The organism is Nocardia sp. XZ_19_231 (genome assembly GCF_015355705.1).
In the GTDB taxonomy this organism is placed as follows: domain Bacteria; phylum Actinomycetota; class Actinomycetes; order Mycobacteriales; family Mycobacteriaceae; genus Nocardia; species Nocardia salmonicida.
On the sequence record NZ_JACUZI010000001.1, the window covers coordinates 362,003 to 381,617 of the forward strand.

Genomic DNA, 19,615 nt, shown 5'->3' on the forward strand with positions numbered 1-19,615 from the left:
CTGCGTCTTTCGGCGCGATCGCGTCCGGTGCGGTGGATCCGAACGGGCGGTGCGTCGATGTTCCCAGTACAAGCATTGCATCCGTGGACGATCGGCCGTTGCCGACACGCGTGTGGCGCGACGTTCTCTGTCGGTGGCTCGTGCCGCCGCGGGCGATCGAGTCCCCCCGGGTGGCCGTTGCCGGGCATCGAAACCTTTGTGGCGCCCGAATCAAGGTGATATATCGCACATATCGGACAGCGGGTGAAGGGGTCTGCGCGGCAGCGGTTCAGGGCAGCAAGCCGTGTCGACGTGCCAGCGCCACGGCCTCGTGCCGAGTGCCGGCATCGAGCTTGCTCATCGCCTGCCGCAGATAACTCTTGACGGTTTCGGCGCCGAGCGAGAGCCGAAGCGCCGCTTCCTGATTCGTGCAGCCGAGCGCGACCTGGGCGAGCACATCGAGCTCGCGCCGCGACAGTCGCGGCGTCTCGGCGCCGGGCCCGCCGGTCAGCACCCCGGTCAATCGGTCGCACACCCCGGAAAGCCGGTCGCGCAGTGCGAGATCGCCGGTCGCGGTCGCGAGGGCGCGAAGTTCGGCGTGGATCTCGCGCAGCTCCTCGGTCACCGCGGGCGTGGACGGGGACAGCGGCGTCGCGAGGTCGAGCAGTCGGACCCGCCGGTCCACTTCGTCGCGGACGGCGATCTCGGCGGCCAGCCTTCTACCGGCCTGCAGGATCACCTCGGCGGTGCGGTCGCCGAGCGGGGTCGCGCCACGAGTGGCCGCGTAGAGCACCGCGCGAGGCCGGTCGGCGACCAGGACCGGCACGGCCATCACCGACCGCAGCCCCTCGCCGACCACCGCGGCGTCGTAGTGGTGGGTGATGGTGGAGGCGCCCCGATAGTCGGCCACCGACGCGGGTCTGCGGTACTCCATGGCCTGCCCGCCGAGCCCGGAGGTGCGTAGCACCGACAGCCCGCGCAGGCCCGTGGTGACGGTGCCCGCGAACTCGGTGAGCAGCAGGGTGTCCTCGTCCACCGCGCCGCCGAACACCACCGGGACGCTCGCCCGGCGCGCCACCCAGCGGATCTCGGCGCGCAACGCGTCACCGTCGCGCGGACGCAACACAGAAGTCATGGATCACCCCTTTTCGGGGGTAGTGGTCGAGGTGAGCTATGCCACATTCTAGGTCACACCCGGGCGGCCGCTGCCCGGGTGTTGAGGAGAAGCTGCGATGACTACCGACCTGGACGCGCGGGTGCGCGACCTGCTCGACCACTACGACGGACCGGAGGCCTGTGCGGCCGAACTGCTCTGCGATCGGCATCCGGCCGCGCAGATCGCGTTCACGGTGGTCGAAGCCGATCTGAGCGCGCACGAGTTGACCTACGGCGAGCTGCGGGAACGCTCGGCTCGGTTCGCCGCCGCGCTGGCCGAACTCGGCGTCGAGCCCGGCGACCGGGTCGCGACGCTGATGGGAAAGTCCGCCGAGCTCGTGGTGGCCCTGCTCGGCATCTGGCGTCGTGGCGCGGTACACGTCCCGTTGTTCACCGCCTTCGCCGCACCCGCCATCGAGTTCCGCCTGAGCGCGAGTCACACGAAGGTCGTCGTCGTCGACGCCGACCAGGCGCCGAAACTCGCCACGACCGACTACCGGACGATCATCGTCGGCGACGCCGAGATCCCCGGCGCGCTGCTCTTCGATGATCTGCTCGCCCGGCACCGGTCCGACGATCCGCGCGCGAGGCCGGTGGCGGTCGGCGGCGACGGTCTGCTGGTCCAGTTGTTCACCAGCGGCACCACCGGAACCCCCAAGGGCGTACCGATCCCGGTCCGCGCGCTGGCGTCCTTCCACGCCTACCAGGAATTCGCCCTCGACGTGCGCCCCGAGGACGTCTACTGGAACGCGGCCGACCCGGGCTGGGCGTACGGCCTCTACTACGCGATCCTGGGACCGCTGGCCACCGGCGCGCGCAGCCTGCTGCTACACGCGGGCTTCTCGGCGCCGCTCACCTGGGACGTGCTGCGACGCTTCGATGTCACCAACTTCGCCGCGGCACCGACCGTCTATCGCGCGTTGCGCGCCGACAGCGATTCGGCTCCGGACGGATTCGCCCTGCGCAGAGCGTCGTCGGCGGGGGAGCCGTTGACCCCGGACGTGGTGGCGTGGTCGCAGCGGACCCTCGGTGTGGCGGTGCGCGATCACTACGGCCAGACCGAGCACGGCATGGTCATCTGCCACGCGTGGCACCCCGCCCTCGATGCCCCCGCCCCGCTCGGTTCGATGGGCAGACAGCTGCCCGGGTGGTCCTGTGCGGTCCTGGCCGAGGACGCCGACGTCGAGGCGGCACCCGGCGAGTTCGGCCGGGTCGCCATCGATACCGACCACAGCCCGCTGCTCTGGTTCCTCGGCTACCTCGACGATCCGGAACGCACCGCGAGCCGATTCAGCGCCGACGGACGCTGGTATCTGACCGGCGATGTCGGCGCCCGCGACGCCGATGGCTGCTTCCGCTTCAGCGCCCGCGACGACGACGTGATCATCATGGCCGGGTACCGGATCGGCCCGTTCGAGGTCGAGAGCGTGCTGGTCCTGCACGACCAGGTCGCCGAGGCCGCCGTCGTCGGGATGCCCGATGAACTGCGCGGTGAGGTACTGGAGGCCTTCGTGGTGACCCGCACCGGCACCGAGGGCAGCGCCGAGCTGGCCGCCGAACTGCAGCAACTCGTCAAGGACGAGTTCGCCGCCCACGCCTATCCGAGGAAGGTCCACTTCGTGGACAGTCTGCCCAAGACGCCGAGCGGCAAAGTGCAGCGATTCCTGCTGCGCGGCAAGGAGATTCGCTGATGTCCGAACTCAGTTACACCTGTGGTCCGGCCGACACCCCGCTGCTCGGTGACACCATCGGCGCGAACCTAGACCGCACCGTCGCGGCCCACCCGACGCGCGAGGCGCTCATCGACTGTCCGACGGGACGCCGCTGGACCTACCGCGAGCTGGGCGTCGCTGTCGATGCCGTCGCGACCGGCCTCACCGTCCACGGCATCGGCCCTGGTGACCGGGTCGGGATCTGGGCGCCCAACTGCGCGGAATGGCTGCTCGTGCAGTACGCCACGGCGAAGATCGGCGCGATCCTGGTCAATATCAATCCCGCCTACCGCACCAGCGAACTGGACTACGTCCTCAACCAGGCCGGGGTGTGCCTGCTGATCGCCGCACCGGAATTCAAGGCCTCGGACTATGTCGCGATGATCGAGCAGGTCCGGCCGAACTGCCCCGCCCTGGAACAGGTGCTGATCCTGGGCACCGAGCAGTGGCAGCAGGTGGTCGAGACGGTGCCCGACGCCGAACGATTGTCCGCGATCGCCGAGACGCTGTCGGCCGACGATCCGATCAATATCCAATACACCTCGGGAACAACGGGTTTCCCGAAGGGTGGGACATTGAGCCACCACAACATCCTCAACAACGGGTTCTTCGTGGGCGAGCTGTGCGGATACACCGAAGCCGACCGGGTCTGCATCCCGGTTCCGTACTACCACTGCTTCGGCATGGTGATGGGCAATCTCGCGGTCACTTCGCACGGTGCGGCCGTGGTGATTCCGGCGCCGTCGTTCGATCCGGCCGCGACGCTGGCCGCCGTCGCCGCCGAACGCTGCACCTCGCTCTACGGTGTGCCGACGATGTTCATCGCGATGCTGTCCGAACTCGACAGCGGCGCCGCACCGGAGCTGTCCAGCCTGCGCACCGGCATCATGGCGGGCTCGCCGTGCCCGGTGGAAGTGATGAAACGAGTGATCGACCGGCTCGGCATGGCCGAGGTCGCGATCTGCTACGGCATGACCGAGACCTCGCCGGTCTCCACCCAGACCCGTCGCGACGACAGCATCGACCGCCGCACCGCCACCGTCGGCCGGGTCGGCCCACACCTCGAGGTCAAGGTGGTCGACCCGGCGACCGGGCGCACCGTGCCACGCGGCGAACCGGGTGAACTGTGCACCCGCGGCTACTCGGTGATGCTCGGCTACTGGGAACAGCCCGACAAGACCGCCGAGGCGATCGATGCCGCCCGCTGGATGCACACCGGCGACATCGGCGTCATGGACGACGACGGCTACCTCTCGGTCACCGGCCGGATCAAGGACATGGTCATCCGCGGCGGCGAGAACGTCTACCCCCGCGAGATCGAGGAGTTCCTCTACACCCATCCCGACATCGTCGACGCCCAGGTCATCGGCGTCCCCGACGACAAATACGGTGAGGAACTCATGGTCTGGATCCGCCTGCGCGAGGGTGCGGCAGTCCTCGACGCCGCTGCCGTACGAGCCTTCTGCACCGGTCGCCTCGCCCACTACAAGATCCCGCGCTACGTGCATGTGGTCGACGAGTTCCCGATGACGGTCACCGGCAAGGTCCGCAAAGCCGAGATGCGCGAACTCGCCAGGGAGATCCTCGGCTGAGCGGCTGCGGCGCAACATGAGTCGACCCATCACGGACGCTCGTGTCGTGTGCCGGCGTGTTCGCGACAATCCGCTGACCTGGGTGCCAGCGGGGTGTCGGTCATGAGCTGTAGTCTCTGCGGCTGTGACGACAGCGCCGGAAATCGCCGACAGCACGACCACCATCGCCAGCGTAGGCAGGCGGATCGCCGATGAACTGGGGGTGCGCGAGGCCCAGGTCCGCGCCGCCGTCGAACTGCTCGACGGCGGTTCGACGGTTCCGTTCATCGCGCGGTACCGCAAGGAGGTCACCGACGGGCTCGACGATGCCCAGTTGCGCCAGCTCGAGGAACGACTCGGCTATCTGCGTGAGCTCGACGAGCGCCGCGGCGCGATCATCGAATCCATCCGCGGCCAGGGCAAACTCGATCCCGCCCTGCACTCGCAGCTCATGCTCGCCGAGACCAAGGCGCGTCTGGAAGACATCTACCTGCCGTACAAACCCAAGCGCCGCACCAAGGCTCAGATCGCGCGCGAAGCCGGACACGAGCCGGTGGCCGACGCGCTGATCGGCGACCCGAGCACCGATCCGGCCGCCTACACCGCCGAACAGCTCGACGGTGCCCGCTCGATCCTGGTCGAACGCTTCGCCGAAGACGCCGACCTGGTCGGTGAGCTGCGCGAGCTGATGTGGAATCGCGGCCAGGTCACCTCGACGGTGCGCGCGGGCAAAGAAGAGGCGGGGGCCAAGTTCTCCGACTACTTCGAGTTCAGCGAGCCCTTCCACAAACTGCCCTCGCACCGGATCCTGGCGCTGCTGCGCGGGGAGAAGGAGGAGATGCTCACGCTGCATCTCGACGCCGACGCCGACATCGACGAGCCCGCGCCCGGCGAGCGCACGATCTACGAGGGCCGCATCGCGGTCGCCTTCGGCATCGCCGACAAGGGCCGCCCGGCCGATTCCTGGCTGCTCGACACCGTCCGCTGGGCCTGGCGCACCAAACTGCAGGTGAGTCTGGGGATCGACACCAGGATGCGGTTGCGTCAGGCGGCGGAGAAGGACGCGGTCGACGTGTTCGCCGCGAATCTGCGCGACCTGTTGCTCGCCGCGCCCGCAGGCACCCGCACCACCATGGGCCTCGACCCGGGCTACCGCACCGGCGTGAAGGTCGCCGTCGTCGACGCCACCGGTAAGGCCGTCGCGACCGAGGTCATCTACCCGCACAAGCCGCAGCAGCAGACCGAGAAGTCGCTCGCCGTGCTGGCCGCGCTCGTCGCCCGCTTCGACGTGGAGCTCATCGCGATCGGCAACGGCACCGCCTCCCGCGAGACCGATGCGCTTGCGGTGGAACTGATCTCGCGGATCCCGGAGAACAAGCCGACCAAGATCGTGGTGTCGGAGGCGGGCGCCTCGGTGTACTCCGCTTCGGCCTACGCCTCGGCCGAACTGCCCGACATGGACGTGTCGCTGCGCGGCGCGGTCTCGATTGCCCGGCGCCTGCAGGATCCGCTCGCCGAGCTGGTGAAGATCGATCCCAAGTCGATCGGCGTCGGTCAGTACCAGCACGACGTGTCCGAGACGCTGCTGGCGCGCTCGCTGGGCGCGGTCGTCGAAGACGCGGTGAACGCGGTCGGTGTCGACGTGAACACCGCCTCGGTGCCGCTGCTCTCGCGCGTCTCCGGTGTGTCCGGGTCGGTGGCGGAGAGCATTGTGGCCCACCGTGATCAGAACGGGCCCTTCCACAGCCGCACCGCCCTGCTCGAGGTGCCGCGCCTGGGCCCGAAGGCTTTCGAACAGTGCGCGGGCTTCCTGCGCATCCGCGGCGGCGTCGACCCGCTCGATACCTCCGCGGTGCACCCCGAGGCGTACCCGGTGGTGCGTCGCATTCTCGAACACACCGGCCGGGAGATGGCCGAGGTCATCGGCAACACCAGCACCCTGCGTGCGCTGAAGCCCGGTGACTTCACCGACGAGAAGTTCGGTGTGCCCACGGTCAGCGACATCATCGCCGAGTTGGAGAAGCCGGGCCTCGACCCGCGGCCGGAATTCAAGACCGCCGAATTCGCCGCGGGCATCGAGAAGGTCGCCGATCTGAAACCGGGGATGGTGCTCGAGGGTGTCGTCACGAACGTGGCCGCCTTCGGCGCCTTCGTCGACGTCGGCGTGCACCAGGACGGTCTCGTGCACGTGTCGGCGCTGTCGCACAACTTCGTCAAGGATCCGCGCGAAGTGGTGAAGTCCGGCGACGTGGTGAAGGTGAAGGTCCTCGAGGTCGATGTCGCGCGTCAGCGGATCGGACTCACCTTGCGTCTCGATGACGAGCCGGGCAAGCCCGCGCAGGGGGACAATCGTGGTGGCGGCGGTGCGCCGCGCGGTCAGGGTCGTGGACAGCAAGGCGGTCGTGGTCCCGCACCTGCCCGTAATCAGGGACAGGCCAGGCAGGGCAACGGTGGTGGCAACCAGCGCAAGCCTGCCGCCGCACCGACCGGATCGATGGCCGACGCGCTGCGCGCGGCAGGCTTCGGCAACAAGTAGGTAGGAACTCGAAGACAGGGCGGGCGGCATGCGACGGTGGCTCGAGGACGAGGTGATCGCGCACGGCCGCCTGCCCCTGCTCTGTTTCCTGCTGGGGTTCATCCTCGGCTTCGTGGTGATCAGGGTCAGCGTGCGGATGATCCGGGCGCAGGTGCGCTGGTGGCCGGGCAATGTGAAAGCCGGCGACACCCACATCCATCACATGGTGTTCGGCGTGGTCACCGTGCTGCTGTCGGGCATCGGGCTGATCGCCACCGCCGAGGACTCCACCCAGGTCACCTCGAGCGTGCTGTCCGCGGTGTTCGGGATCGGTGCCGCGCTGGTGCTCGACGAATTCGCGCTGATCTTCTATCTGCGTGACGTCTACTGGTCCGAACAGGGCCGCACCTCGGTGGACGCGGTATTCGTCGCGCTCGCGGTGACCGGTCTGCTGTTGCTCGGCGTGCAACCGGCGACGTTTCTGGACTACGACAACTTCCGGGCATCGAGCGGTATCGGGGTGCGGGTGGGCGTGGCCATCACGATCGCGGTGAATCTGTTGCTCGCCGGGGTGGTGATCGGCAAGGGCAAGATCTGGACCGGGCTGTTCGGCATGTTCTTCACCCCGCTGCTACTGATCGGCGCGGTGCGGTTGAGCAGGCCGGGTGCGCCGTGGGCGCGTTGGCGCTACGGGCACCGGCCCAAGACCATGAACCGGGCGGTAGAGCGGGAACGGCGGTATCGCCGCCCGGTCATCCGCGCGAAAATCTTCATCCAGGACCTGATCGCTGGCAAGCCCGATGTCGAGCACGCCCGCAAGGCCGCCGAGGTGGAGTTGGCGCGTACCGTCGTCCCGGCGCCGTCGGCCCCGGCGCCGCACCCGCACCTGCTGCCACGCCGCCGAGCCGACCAAGCCGACGAGCAGTGAGGCCCGATTTCGATCGCGGCTATCCGGTCTGGCACAATGAACCGGTTGCCTTGGAAGAGTCATGTCCGAGAGCACTCCTGTTCTGAGCATGAACCGGTCGAGCGCGTGAGTGCCGCCAGGTTCCTCTGTTCACGCAAAGAATCCGAAAAGGTGGAAAATGAACACCCTTGATTTCGTCGACGAGAAGTCGCTGCGTAGCGATGTCCCCAACTTCCGTCCGGGCGACACCCTGAACGTGCACGTGAAGGTCATCGAAGGCTCGAAGGAGCGCATCCAGGTCTTCAAGGGCGTCGTGATCCGGCGTCACGGCGGCGGCATCGGCGAGACCTTCACGGTCCGCAAGGTGTCCTTCGGCGTCGGTGTCGAGCGCACCTTCCCCGTGCACAGCCCCAACATCGACCACATCGAAGTCGTGACCCGCGGTGACGTGCGTCGCGCCAAGCTGTACTACCTGCGCGATCTGCGCGGCAAGGCTGCCAAGATCAAGGAAAAGCGCTGATCTCGCAGTAGCACTTCGCAGTACCAGAATTCTTCAGGTAGCCCGGTACCCGACTCACGTCAGGGTGCCGGGCTACTCTGTTCGGCGTGGCAGACGAAAGTGGGTCGGTGTCGGTGTCCGATTCGGGTGACGAAGGTGAACGGCGCAGAAAAAAGCGCGACGACAAGAAGCAGCGCCCGTTTTGGCAGGAGCTGCCGATATTGGTCGTGATCGCGGCTGTGATCGCCGCGCTGATGGTGACTTTCGTCGGTCGGCCGTATGTGATCCCCTCGCAGTCGATGGAGAACACGCTGCTGATCGGTGATCGCATCTACGTCCAGAAGATCAGCTACTACGGCTCCGAACCCGGGCCGGGCGACGTGGTGGTCTTCGTCGGACCGCCGTCGTGGAACGGGCACTACAAATCGGTGCGCTCCGACAACTCCGTCGTGCGTGGACTGCAGAACTTCCTGTCCTACTTCGGGCTGGTGCCGCCGGACGAGAACGATCTGGTCAAGCGTGTCATCGCGGTCGGCGGGCAGACCGTGCAGTGTTGCGATCCGCAAGGCCGCGTCATGGTCGACGGCAAACCGCTCGACGAGCCGTACATCAAGAAGGACTACCCCTGGTACACCGACCGTCCCAACGCCGTGTACCCGGCGGGTCGGGTGTTCGGCCCCGTGAAGGTGCCGGAGGGCAATCTGTGGGTGATGGGTGACAACCGCAACGAGTCGGCCGATTCGCGCGCCCACGTCAGCGACGATCTGCAGGGCACGGTGCCGGTGGACAACGTCCGAGGTAAGACGGTGTTCAAGATCTGGCCGCCGAACCGAATAGGTCCGGTCAAGACCCAGAACGCACAAGAGAACTGACACGTTGAGGACGGGCGTTGCGGGTCGAGTGCGCACCCGCAACGCCCAGCGGAACTGACGCGACGGGACAATCGAACTGTGGGGCAGGATCGGACCAGTTGGCCGCCGCGCATGGTGATGCGCCGGGCGAGCGGACTACGCACGCTCGAGGCGGCGCTCGTGCGCGGTGGCCTCGCGCCGGTGGCCGGCGTCGACGAGGCGGGGCGCGGACCCTGCGCGGGCCCGCTGGTGGTCGCCGCTTGCCTGCTGGCGCCCAAGGCCTACGACAAGCTGGCCGGGCTCGACGACTCCAAGAAACTCACGGAGGCGGCTCGTGAGGAGCTGTTCCCGGTGGTTCAGCGATTGTCGCTGGCCTGGAGCGTCGTCGTGGTGCCCGCGTGGGAAATCGACTCGATCGGCATCCACGTCGCCAATATCGAGGGCATGCGCCGAGCCGTCGTCGGCCTCGAACGCACTCCCGGCTACATCTTGACCGACGGATTCAAGGTCCCCGGCCTGCCCGCTCCGTCGCTGCCGGTGATCGGCGGCGACGGCACCGCGGCCTGCATCGCGGCCGCGAGCATCCTGGCGAAAGTGACCAGGGACCGGATGATGGTCGAGCTCGACGCACAACTGCCCGGCTACGGTTTCGCCGCGCACAAGGGCTACAACACGCCCGAGCACACCGCGGCCCTGCGGCAGCTCGGACCGAGCACCGAACACCGTCGTTCCTGGCGGAATGTGCGCGAGCTCGAGGTGCCCGGAGGTAGCCGAGTGGCTACTCGGGCCGCACATGCGCGATGATGTCAGCAATGAACGCGGCGCTGCTAGCAGGAGGACGTCCCACCCGATGAGTGCTGAGGACCTCGAGAAGTACGAAACCGAGATGGAACTGTCGTTGTACCGCGAGTACAAGGACATCGTCGGCCAGTTCTCGTACGTGGTGGAGACCGAACGGCGCTTCTACCTGGCCAATTCTGTCGAACTGCGACCGCAGAACGCCGACGGCGAGGTGTATTTCGAAGTGCGGATGAGCGATGCGTGGGTATGGGATATGTACCGCCCGGCCAGGTTCGTCAAGCACGTTCGGGTGATCACGTTCAAGGACGTGAACATCGAGGAGTTGGAGAAGCCGGACCTGCGCCTGCCGGAGTAGTTGTCCACAGGGGCGCGGTTATCCACAGGTTTTCTGTTTGCCCAGCTCGCGTGGGTCAGCCATGCGAGGGCTTGTGGCCATGCTTTCGCTCATGGCACACAAACAGGCGCTCGGCGCGTACGGGGAGAAGCTGGCGGCGAACTATCTCTGCGAGACCGGGATGGAGATCGTCGCCCGCAACTGGCGGTGTCGATACGGTGAGCTGGATCTGATCGTCCAGGACCCGTCGGTCACCGTATTCGTCGAGGTGAAGACCAGGTCGGGGCTGGGGTTCGGTACGCCCGCCGAGGCGGTCACCTTCAGCAAGCAGCAGCGGATTCGGCGGCTGGCGCTGCTGTGGCTGGCCGAGCAGGACGGGCCGTGGCGGCGGATTCGCTTCGACGTCGTCTCGGTGCTGGTCGCGCGCGGGCGCGGGCCGGTCATCGATCACCTCACCGCGGCCTTCTGATGGCGCTCGGGCGGGCGTTGTCGGTGGCGGTGACCGGGGTCGACGGACAGCTGGTGGAGATCGAGGCCGATATCGGTCAGGGTCTGCCCTCGGTGAATCTCGTCGGCCTGCCCGATACCGCGCTGCAGGAATCACGCAATCGGGTGCGTTCGGCGGTGGCCAATACGGGGGAGAAGTGGCCGGACGGTCGCGTGATCCTGGCCCTCTCACCCGCGACGCTGCCGAAGGTGGGCAGTGTTTACGACCTCGCACTGGCCGTTTCCGTGCTCGATGCCTCCGGTGCGGTGCCCGGTGATCGGCTGGTGAAGACGGTGCTGCTGGGGGAGTTGGCGCTGGACGGGCGGGTTCGACGGGTGCGTGGGGTGTTGCCCGCGGTGATCGCGGCGCGGGCGGCAGGGCTGCCCACGGTTGTCGTGCCTGCCGAGGCGGTCGCGGAAGCGGGGTTGGTCGAAGGGATCGAAGTACTCGGGGCCACGAGCCTGCGGGCGGTGGTGGCATGGCTGCGCGGGGAGGGCAAGCTACTCGAACCCGACGGTGTGGTGCCGGGGGCGCAGACGCCGTGCGGTGACCTCAGTGATGTGGTCGGTCAGGACGAGGCGCGCTGGGCGCTGGAGGTCGCGGCGGCAGGCGGGCACCACTTGTTGCTCACCGGACCGCCCGGTATCGGCAAAACGATGCTGGCGCAACGTCTTCCGGGGCTGTTGCCGCCGTTGTCGGAAGCGGAATCCCTGGAGGTGACCGCGATCCACTCGATGGCGGGATCGCTCTCGGCCGAGCAGCCGCTGCTCACGCTGGCTCCCTTTGTCGCGCCGCATCATTCGACGTCGGTGACCGCGATGATCGGCGGCGGTTCGGGAATGGCCCGTCCCGGTGCGGTGAGCCGCGCGCATCGGGGGGTGCTGTTCCTCGACGAATGCGCCGAGATCGGCACGAAAGTGCTGGAAGCACTGCGGACTCCACTCGAAGAGGGTGAGGTGCGCATCGCCCGACGCGACGGTGTCGCCCGGTACCCGGCCCGATTCCAACTGGTACTCGCGGCGAATCCCTGTCCGTGTGCTCCGGCGCGCGATGTCGACTGCATCTGCGCGCCGCTGGCTCGTCGCCGCTACCTGGGCAAACTATCGGGACCGCTGCTCGATCGCATCGATATCTGGGTCCAGATGCACGGGCAGGCGGGCGCGACGTTCGGCGACGAGCAGGCCGAGAGCAGCACCACGGTGGCGGCGCGCGTTGCCGGAGCCAGAGCCCGCGCCGCGCAGCGGTGGAGTGCGGACGGGTGGACGACCAATGCCGAAGTGCCGGGCCATGTCCTGCGCAAGCGGTTCAAGTTGCCACGGGAATCGATCGCGCCGATCGAGGCGGCTTTACGGCTGGGGCGAATGTCGGCTCGTGGTGCCGATCGGGCGATCCGGGTCGCCTGGACGGTCTGTGATCTGCGCGACGGGGAGCTGCCCACCGTGCAGGATGTGATGTCGTCGTTGAACTTCCGGCAGCGGGGTGCGCAATGAGTGGGTTGCGTGCGGTCGGTGACGTGGTGGATCCGGACGAACGCCGGCTCGCCTGGGTATACCTGTCGCGGGTGGTGCAGGGGCCGTGTGCACCGCTGTCGGCATTGATCGCCTCGGTGGGGGTGTGTGAGGCCGCCCGCGCGGTCCGCGAGCACGAGTTGCCCGCGGCATTGCGTGGTCCTACCGCCATGCGGCGCGAGATCGACGCGGCGGCACAAGATTTGGAGACCATTGCGCGCCTGGGTGGACGGGTCATCACCCCTGATGACGAGGAATGGCCCGGCTGGCGGATGCTCGGACTCGACCAACTCGACACCGAACGTGATCGTGAGGCCGCCGTCCCGCTCGTGCTGTGGGCGCGCGGGCCCCTCTCGCTCCATACCGCGTCCGAACGTGCTGTCGCGGTGGTCGGTTCGCGGTGTAGCAGCGGATACGGATTGCAGGTAGCGAGTGAGATCGCGTGCGACCTGGCCGGTCGGGGATGGACGATCGTTTCCGGCGCGGCCTTCGGCATCGATGCGGCGGCGCACCGCGCGGCGCTGGCCGTCGGCGGGACAACCGTGGCGGTCCTCGCCTGCGGGGTCGATCGGCCGTATCCGGCTCAACACGACCGCCTGCTCGCTGCGATCGCTGAGAGCGGCCTCGTCGTCAGCGAATACCCGCCGGGCATCTCGGCCCAGAAACACCAGTTCCTCGCCCGGAATCGGTTGATCGCGACGCTCGGGGACGGTGTCCTGGTGGTCGAAGCGGGCCTTCGCAGTGGTGCCCGCAACACCGTGAAGTGGGCCCGCAGGCTGGGCAGACCGGCCATGGCTGTCCCGGGGCCCGTCGGCTCGGCCTCCTCGGCAGGCTGCCACCGAATGATCAGAGAGGGCGAAGCCCTTCTGGTAACCCGCGCCGAGGACATCATCGACGAAGTGGGCCCCCTCCGTCTCCCGGTCGCCGAGGGCAACCAGGCGGACCCCGCCGCCCACCTCCGCGGCGCCGAAGCCGAAATCTATGCAGCTCTCCCCGCCATCGGCTCGCGCGTGCCCCGCGAACTGGCTCAACAATGCGGCCTGGACCTGGCCACAGTCCGGGCGGTCCTGCCGAGCCTGGAACTCGCCGAATTGGTCGGCTGCGACTCCGGTGGATGGTTTCGGACATCTGGTCGACGGGCGGGCTGACGGCGGCTCCCGGCAGGGGCGGCGTGGTGGGTTGCGTAGGGGGCGGGGAAGGGTGACGGTTGGGTCATGGATGTGCTGCCTGATGATCTGACCGCGTTGCTCACCGAGTTCGGGCGGCATCTGCGGTTGGGGCGGAATCGGTCGGCTCACACGGTGCGGGCGTACCTGGGAGATGTACGGTCGCTGCTCGAGCACCTGTACGCGCGGTCAGCGGACTCGGCGGTGCGGGAGTTGGATCTGCCGTTGTTGCGATCGTGGCTGGCCGAGCTCGCGGCGGCGGGGGTGGCGCGGACGACCCTGGCTCGGCGTGCTTCGGCGGCAAGAACTTTCACCGCATGGCTGACCGAAACCGGTCGGCTCGGTGTCGATCCGGGCTTGCGCCTGCAGGCCCCGAAAGCCCATCGCGTGCTGCCCGCGGTTCTCGGCCGCAATCAAGCCGAACAGGCTATGGACGCGGCGGAATCAGGAGCGGCGCAGCAGGATCCGATGGCATTGCGGGACCGTCTGATCGTGGAGATGTTGTACGCCAACGGAATTCGGGTCAGCGAGCTGTGTGGCCTCGATATCGATGACATAGATCGGGAGCGCCGTCTTGTTCGCGTGCTCGGCAAGGGCAACAAGGAACGCTCGGTGCCGTTCGGTGGTCCTGCCGACACCGCGCTCGACGCCTGGCTCCGCGCCGGTCGCCCGTCCCTGGCCAACGAGCACTCCGGCCGCGCCCTGCTCCTCGGTCAGCGCGGCCGCCGACTCGACCAACGTCAAGCCCGGTCCGTCGTCCACGAGGTCATCGCCGCGATCCCTGGCGCCCCTGACATGGGCCCCCACGGCCTACGCCACACCGCCGCCACGCACCTCCTCGAAGGCGGCGCCGACCTCCGCGTCGTCCAGGAACTCCTCGGTCACGCCAGCATGGCCACAACCCAGCTCTACACCCATGTCTCCGTCGAACGCCTCAAACGAGTCCACGACCAAGCTCACCCCCGCGCCTGACCGTCGCGGAACGTTGGCGCGGCGTTATCGAGTGGCCGAACGACCGACGGTGGGCGGGCATAGTGGCGTCTAGCTCGGCGGCGACATGGCAGACGCCCCGCTCGCAACGATCACGAGCGAAAGGATCGCGGTAGCGCATGATGGGGACAGGAGGTGGTGGTAGTGACATTGCCCGAGGTCGGGGCCGAATCCGGGGACGGCGAAGAGGAGGTCGACTACCGGTTCACCCTCGCCAATGAACGTACGTTCCTGGCGTGGATCAGGACTGCGCTCGGTCTGCTCGCCGGCGGCGTCGCGGTGCACGCCCTGGTCCAGCCGACTCGTTTGGCCGGTTTCGCCGGTGTGATCTCGATGATCTGTCTGATCATGGCGCTGGCCGTCGCGCTCGCCGCCTTCCGGCACTGGCGCCGGGTGAACCTCGCGATGCGCGCCGGGGGACCGCTGCCGGGAACAGCCCTGGTTCCCGTTCTCTCGGTCGGCGTCGCGGTGGTCGCCGCACTGGCTTGCTTGGCGGTAGTGCTGTCGTGACCGCACCGACTCTTGCGATGGAGCGCACTGCCCTGGCCTGGCGGCGCACGTCCCTCGGTGCGGCCGCGTGCGCCCTGCTCCTTGTCCACGAAGCAACTACCGACGGTCGGCCGACGTGGGTGCTCCCACTCGCGGCCGCCGCGGTCGCGCTGCTCCTGGCGGTCGTGGGTTGGTCCCGCGGCCGCGCACTCGACCGCGGACATGTGGGCGCCGGCCACCGATTCGTCGCGACCACCGCCCTCGCCGTCGCGACCGTATCCCTGATCGCCGCGGTCGCGGTGCTGCTCAACGGCTAGCGCAACCGACTCGGCTCCCTCGTTGGGTGTTCTGCTCAACCGATGGTCGGATCGTGCCGACTCGCCGCGCTCGTCAGCCGTAAAGGCAGACTCGCCGAGGCGTCCAGCAGCGGGTCAACCTGGCGTAAGGGAGTGTCCGAGCATTCGCGTACGACCTTCGTCGGCGCAGAACTCGGTCGTTGACCGCTACACCGGAAAATAGTGTGGTGGGCGTGACTTACCTGCGCGAGCGGCTGCGGGCCGCGCTGAAACCTGCGATGAAGGCCCGCGACCTCGGCGCCGTATCGGCGTTGCGTTCGGCACTGGCCGCGATCGACAACGCGGAGGCGATCGATGTCGGTGAGATGAGAGCCGTTGCGATGGAAGACAGCCCGGTCGGCCCGGGTGCGGCCGAGGCCAGTCGACGCGACCTCACCGAGATCGAGATCGAAGCGATCGTCCGCCGGGAAATCGACGAAAGACACGTCGCGGCAACGGAATACGACCGAATCGGTGCGATCGACCGCCGTGATCGGCTGACCGCGGAGGCCGACGCGCTGGCCGCACTGCTCTGACGACCACCGAGTGACGATGCGTTCGGCGCCTGTCACAGGTCGAGAGTGGCGCCCGACAGCCTGTAGCGGACCGGCCACGCACAGCGCGCCTTCCAGTACCCGCTTGATTTGCCATCAGGTGGGTTGGCGCGGTCGCTATCAACCGTGTCGGAGTCGGCTTCACCTCGAGACCCATCAGGGCGTCCAGCGTCGTTGCCGTCACCACCATGGCCTGCGACATCGAGCGGAAGGCCTCAGCCCGTGTGTCGCCCGTCGCACGCATAGTGACCCCTCGATAACACCGGCACCCACCGCGACCAACCAGCTGATGCATGAGTTCGAAGCCCTGGATTCCGATCCGGCCCGGGCGTGGGCGGCAGCCGCAGCAGGACGGAGTCGATCTCGCCGGGCTGGATACAGAAGCCGCAGAGACGCGTCAGCCGTTGGTGGGCAGGGTATTCAGGTAGCGGTGGGCGAACCAGCGCTGGATCAGGCGGACCACGGGGCCGCCCAGGCGGACGTACCAGGCGCCGGGCTTGGAGAAGGCGGCGACCAGGCCGTAGACGGTGTCGTCGGTGGCGTCGTATTCGACGGCGAACAATTCCTCGCCGACCTCCGGATGGCCGGGCAGGGTGCCGTAGGCGAAGCCTCGGCGGTCGGGTTCGTCGAGGACGTAGACCACGCGGCAGGGCGCGCTGAAGCGCAGTGGCCAGATTCGGAGGACGACCGTCAATTCGGTTCCGGGCTGAGCGGTTTCGGTGTCGGCGCCGCTAAAGATGTCGACGCCCTTTTGTATCCCGAAGTCGAGGATGTGGGTGGCCGCACGGTCGAACAGGTCGCGACCGTGGCCGATCGGGCGTCGATGCCGGAACCGGTGGTATCCGTCGGGCATGGTGGTGCGGGTGGCACCGATCTCGGCGTAGGTGAAGGGCGCTGGTTCCTTGGGCACGTCTCGATTGTCGTCTCCGGAATGTCGGTGTAGGGCTCGGCTGGTGGAGTGGTTCGTCACGTCACGGCTCCAACGGTTTCAGGCGGACCGGCACCTCGTGCAGGAGTCCGAGCGGGTCGACGTATTCACGCCGATTGTGGGCACCGGACTCGCGGCGGGCACCCCAGTGCAGGCAGGCGGTGGCCGGACACCCCTCATGTCCGGCCACCAGCGTGCCGATAGGTGCACCTCTGCTCACCCGGCTTCCCACGCTCACCTGCGCCCGCACCGGTTCGTAGGTGGTGCGCAACCCGCCCGGATGATCGATGGACACCACCGGTTTGCCTGCCACGTCCCCCGCGAACACCACGATGCCCCCGCCCGCCGCCAGCACGCTCTGCCCGACGACGCCCGCCAGATCGACGCCACGATGCCCCGGCAACCAATTCCGCTCCGGCTTGTCGAACTTGCGTTCCACCGTGGGTCGCGGCCGCAACGGCCAACCGAACTGCCCGGATTCGGCGGCATCGGCCGGTACCGCACCACTGAGAACAATCGCCACCAGGCAGACGACGCCCAGGACCCGCCCGAGTACCGACCGCGCCAGGCGCGCCGCACGACGCGCATTCCCAGGTCTGCGAGGCCACTCGTCGGGGTCGGGCCCGCTGGACCGCACCGCAGGCGGGGATCGATGAGGCCGGTGAACGAGCGTCGGTACATTCCGCCCGGTGTCGGGCTTTATGCCGCAGTCGGTCACCTCGAGGCACACCGCAGTGCCGGCCGGCGGCCGATCGAGATGGTGAAGGTGAGTCGGCACCTTCGGCCGGGCATCGAGCTTCTCGAACATCGCCACCACGACCTCAGCGATGCGGCCGCGGTGTAGGCACGCGCTGCTGCGCCGCCAGCACTCGCAACATCTCCCGCAGAACCGTGGGCAGTTCGGCCGCCGACCCACTGCCACCCCCGGCCCGCACCACGATCTCGATCTCCGACCGGGGCCCCGCGCTCGGTTCGGCACCTTGTGCCCGGGCGGGAGTGGATCCGAGATCATGCACTGTCACCTGCACCGGAACCGGCGCGGGAACAAGCTCTCGCCGTGGCACGACGATCACGGGCACCACGGCCGTCGCCCGACCACAGAGACCCGCGGCCCCGGTGTTCGAGGGCAGGCCCTCCGCTTCGAGCCGAGTGCCTGTCGAGGTCGGCCCGTTCTGGAGCTGGGGCGCTACCGGGACCGTGCCGGGCACGGCCGCACGTTGCGGTGGGAGAATCGGCCGACCGATCCGCTCGGGTGGCCGGGCGAGTACAACGGGTCCCCTCGGACCGCCTTCGGCGCATCGCGGGTGGTCGGCACCGACCGTAGGTCGAGCGGCCGACGGAGCGCCGATATCGGGATGCGCAGCCGCAGGTGCGGCAGCGACACCAACTGCGCAGAGCAGCGGAAACGTAGTGATCAGGGTGCGTGTCAACGTGTTCATGCCCCAACTCTGGGCGCTGGACAACCCCACCGGGACAACGATTTCGGGATTGTGGATAACCTTCCCGCATGTGGATATCGCCCACTTCATCCACGAAGGGGCGGTCGTTGCCCAGGGGCGATTTCGGACCTGGCCCTGGTCCGCGTAGACTGAACAAGCGGTTTGTGCTCAGCAGCCATTGCGTGTGCACAGCACGGACCGACTTCGCGCGCCACCCGTGCTCGTCCATCCGGTCGTCGCTCGCAAAGCAGACGGTCCGCGAGGGCATGTCAGCGCGAGTTCTCCATCGGATGAACAGGGAAATCGTCGGCTGGTCCCGGATTCTTAGAATCGGGTCCGGCGGTTTCGGTGGCGCCAGGGCAGTCGATCGCCGATCGACCGCGACAACCGGCAACGAAAGAGAGATACGAAGGCTATGCCTGTCGTAACTATGAAGCAGCTGCTCGACAGCGGCGCGCACTTCGGCCACCAGACCCGTCGGTGGAACCCGAAGATGAAGCGGTTCATCTTCACCGACCGCAACGGCATCTACATCATCGACCTGCAGCAGACGCTGACCTTCATCGACAAGGCCTACGAGTTCGTCAAGGAGACTGTCGCCCACGGTGGCACCGTCCTCTTCGTCGGTACCAAGAAGCAGGCCCAGGAGTCGATCGCTTCCGAGGCGCTGCGCGTCGGAATGCCTTACGTCAACCAGCGTTGGCTGGGTGGCATGCTCACCAACTTCTCCACCGTGCACAAGCGCCTGCAGCGCCTCAAAGAACTCGAGGCGATGGAGCAGACCGGTGGCTTCGAGGGTCGTACCAAGAAGGAAATCCTCATGCTCACGCGTGAGATGACCAAGCTGGACCGCACCCTCGGTGGTATCCGTGACATGGCCAAGGTTCCCTCGGCCATCTGGATCGTCGATACCAACAAGGAGCACATCGCCGTCGGCGAGGCGCGCAAGCTGAACATCCCGGTCATCGCGATCCTGGATACCAACTGCGACCCCGACCTGGTCGACTACCCGATCCCGGGTAACGACGACGCGATTCGTTCCGCCGCACTGCTCACCAAGGTCGTCGCCTCCGCGGTGGCCGAGGGCGTGCAGGCCCGCGCGGGCCAGGCTTCCGGCGACGCGAAGCCCGAAGCCGGCGCAGGCGAGCCGCTGGCCGAATGGGAGCAGGAGCTCCTGTCCTCGGCGACCCCGGCCGCCGAAGCCGATGTCGCTGCCGCGACCGAGGCCCCGGCAGCCGAGACCCCGGCCGAGGCCGAGGCCGAGGTCAAGGCCGACCCGGCACAGCACACCCCGGCCGACTTCTGAGCTGACCGGTAGCACTACGTTCACCTTGCCGGCCCTTCTGAATTCAGAAGCGGTCGGCAAGGTGGTGTTAACACCCAAGCACCCCCCAC

The 19,615-nt window shown here is 67.8% G+C and carries 20 protein-coding genes; 16 read left to right on the plus strand and 4 right to left on the minus strand.

All coding sequences use genetic code 11. The features are described from left to right. Positions 1-268: 268 nt before the first annotated feature. The gene (locus tag IBJ82_RS01550; RefSeq protein WP_194824162.1) at positions 269-1,114 is read right to left on the minus strand and encodes a LuxR C-terminal-related transcriptional regulator; all 846 of its coding nucleotides are present in this window, start codon (positions 1,112-1,114) and stop codon (positions 269-271) included. A 97-nt stretch (positions 1,115-1,211) separates the two neighbouring features. On the opposite strand from IBJ82_RS01550, the gene IBJ82_RS01555 reads away from it, so the two are divergent. The 15 genes from IBJ82_RS01555 (at position 1,212) to IBJ82_RS01625 (ending at position 15,835) form a co-directional block, all read left to right on the plus strand. Beyond that, on the plus strand, positions 1,212-2,825 hold the full coding sequence (locus IBJ82_RS01555; protein WP_194824163.1) for an AMP-binding protein: 1,614 nt from the start codon (positions 1,212-1,214) through the stop codon (positions 2,823-2,825). Then, on the plus strand, positions 2,825-4,438 hold the full coding sequence (locus tag IBJ82_RS01560) for an AMP-binding protein (protein ID WP_194824164.1): 1,614 nt from the start codon (positions 2,825-2,827) through the stop codon (positions 4,436-4,438). The genes IBJ82_RS01555 and IBJ82_RS01560 overlap by 1 nt, the downstream gene beginning before the upstream one ends. Before the next feature lie 124 nt (positions 4,439-4,562). Beyond that, complete coding sequence (locus IBJ82_RS01565) at positions 4,563-6,953, plus strand: Tex family protein (RefSeq protein ID WP_370585100.1); 2,391 nt, start codon at positions 4,563-4,565, stop codon at positions 6,951-6,953. A 28-nt stretch (positions 6,954-6,981) separates the two neighbouring features. Further along, positions 6,982-7,860 (plus strand): hypothetical protein, encoded by an 879-nt coding sequence (locus IBJ82_RS01570; protein WP_194824165.1) that lies wholly within the window; start codon positions 6,982-6,984, stop codon positions 7,858-7,860. 157 nt (positions 7,861-8,017) lie between these two features. After that, positions 8,018-8,359 carry a 50S ribosomal protein L19 gene (gene rplS / locus IBJ82_RS01575; RefSeq protein ID WP_194824166.1) on the plus strand — a complete coding sequence of 114 codons (342 nt, stop codon included), beginning with the start codon at positions 8,018-8,020 and terminating at the stop codon, positions 8,357-8,359. 86 nt (positions 8,360-8,445) lie between these two features. After that, a complete protein-coding gene (lepB, locus tag IBJ82_RS01580) occupies positions 8,446-9,210 on the plus strand; it encodes a signal peptidase I (protein ID WP_370585101.1) in 765 nt (254 codons plus the stop codon). A 78-nt stretch (positions 9,211-9,288) separates the two neighbouring features. Continuing rightward, positions 9,289-9,993 (plus strand): ribonuclease HII, encoded by a 705-nt coding sequence (locus IBJ82_RS01585; RefSeq protein ID WP_084465464.1) that lies wholly within the window; start codon positions 9,289-9,291, stop codon positions 9,991-9,993. Positions 9,994-10,039: 46 nt separating this feature from the next. Continuing rightward, on the plus strand, positions 10,040-10,345 hold the full coding sequence (locus IBJ82_RS01590; protein WP_011210678.1) for a DUF2469 domain-containing protein: 306 nt from the start codon (positions 10,040-10,042) through the stop codon (positions 10,343-10,345). 91 nt (positions 10,346-10,436) lie between these two features. Continuing rightward, positions 10,437-10,793, plus strand: a complete 357-nt coding sequence (locus IBJ82_RS01595; protein WP_062986945.1) for a YraN family protein — start codon at positions 10,437-10,439, stop codon at positions 10,791-10,793. After that, positions 10,793-12,301 carry a YifB family Mg chelatase-like AAA ATPase gene (locus IBJ82_RS01600; RefSeq protein WP_194824167.1) on the plus strand — a complete coding sequence of 503 codons (1,509 nt, stop codon included), beginning with the start codon at positions 10,793-10,795 and terminating at the stop codon, positions 12,299-12,301. The genes IBJ82_RS01595 and IBJ82_RS01600 overlap by 1 nt, the downstream gene beginning before the upstream one ends. Further along, entirely contained in the window at positions 12,298-13,467 is a 1,170-nt protein-coding gene (gene dprA, locus IBJ82_RS01605; RefSeq protein WP_194824168.1) for a DNA-processing protein DprA, read from the plus strand. The genes IBJ82_RS01600 and dprA overlap by 4 nt, the downstream gene beginning before the upstream one ends. Positions 13,468-13,533: 66 nt before the next feature. Then, positions 13,534-14,457: a tyrosine recombinase XerC gene (locus IBJ82_RS01610; protein WP_194824169.1), complete on the plus strand. Its 924-nt coding sequence runs from the start codon at positions 13,534-13,536 to the stop codon at positions 14,455-14,457. Between the two features lie 162 nt (positions 14,458-14,619). Then, positions 14,620-14,985, plus strand: coding sequence for a DUF202 domain-containing protein (locus IBJ82_RS01615; protein ID WP_194824170.1), 366 nt, complete (start codon positions 14,620-14,622; stop codon positions 14,983-14,985). A 17-nt stretch (positions 14,986-15,002) separates the two neighbouring features. Beyond that, on the plus strand, positions 15,003-15,281 hold the full coding sequence (locus IBJ82_RS01620; RefSeq protein WP_194824171.1) for a DUF202 domain-containing protein: 279 nt from the start codon (positions 15,003-15,005) through the stop codon (positions 15,279-15,281). A 212-nt stretch (positions 15,282-15,493) separates the two neighbouring features. After that, entirely contained in the window at positions 15,494-15,835 is a 342-nt protein-coding gene (locus IBJ82_RS01625) for a hypothetical protein (RefSeq protein WP_370585102.1), read from the plus strand. 415 nt (positions 15,836-16,250) lie between these two features. On the opposite strand, the gene IBJ82_RS01630 is transcribed toward IBJ82_RS01625, so the two are convergent. From IBJ82_RS01630 to IBJ82_RS01640, 3 genes are all read right to left on the minus strand, one after another. After that, the gene (locus IBJ82_RS01630; protein WP_194824173.1) at positions 16,251-16,763 is read right to left on the minus strand and encodes a DUF1990 domain-containing protein; all 513 of its coding nucleotides are present in this window, start codon (positions 16,761-16,763) and stop codon (positions 16,251-16,253) included. Between the two features lie 61 nt (positions 16,764-16,824). Further along, positions 16,825-17,307, minus strand: coding sequence for a M23 family metallopeptidase (locus IBJ82_RS34430; protein ID WP_228536549.1), 483 nt, complete (start codon positions 17,305-17,307; stop codon positions 16,825-16,827). A gap of 295 nt (positions 17,308-17,602) precedes the next feature. Then, positions 17,603-18,220 carry a hypothetical protein gene (locus IBJ82_RS01640; RefSeq protein WP_194824175.1) on the minus strand — a complete coding sequence of 206 codons (618 nt, stop codon included), beginning with the start codon at positions 18,218-18,220 and terminating at the stop codon, positions 17,603-17,605. Between the two features lie 415 nt (positions 18,221-18,635). Here IBJ82_RS01640 and rpsB point away from each other — a divergent pair, with 415 nt between their 5' ends. After that, on the plus strand, positions 18,636-19,526 hold the full coding sequence (rpsB, locus tag IBJ82_RS01645) for a 30S ribosomal protein S2 (RefSeq protein ID WP_101466473.1): 891 nt from the start codon (positions 18,636-18,638) through the stop codon (positions 19,524-19,526). Positions 19,527-19,615: the final 89 nt, after the last annotated feature.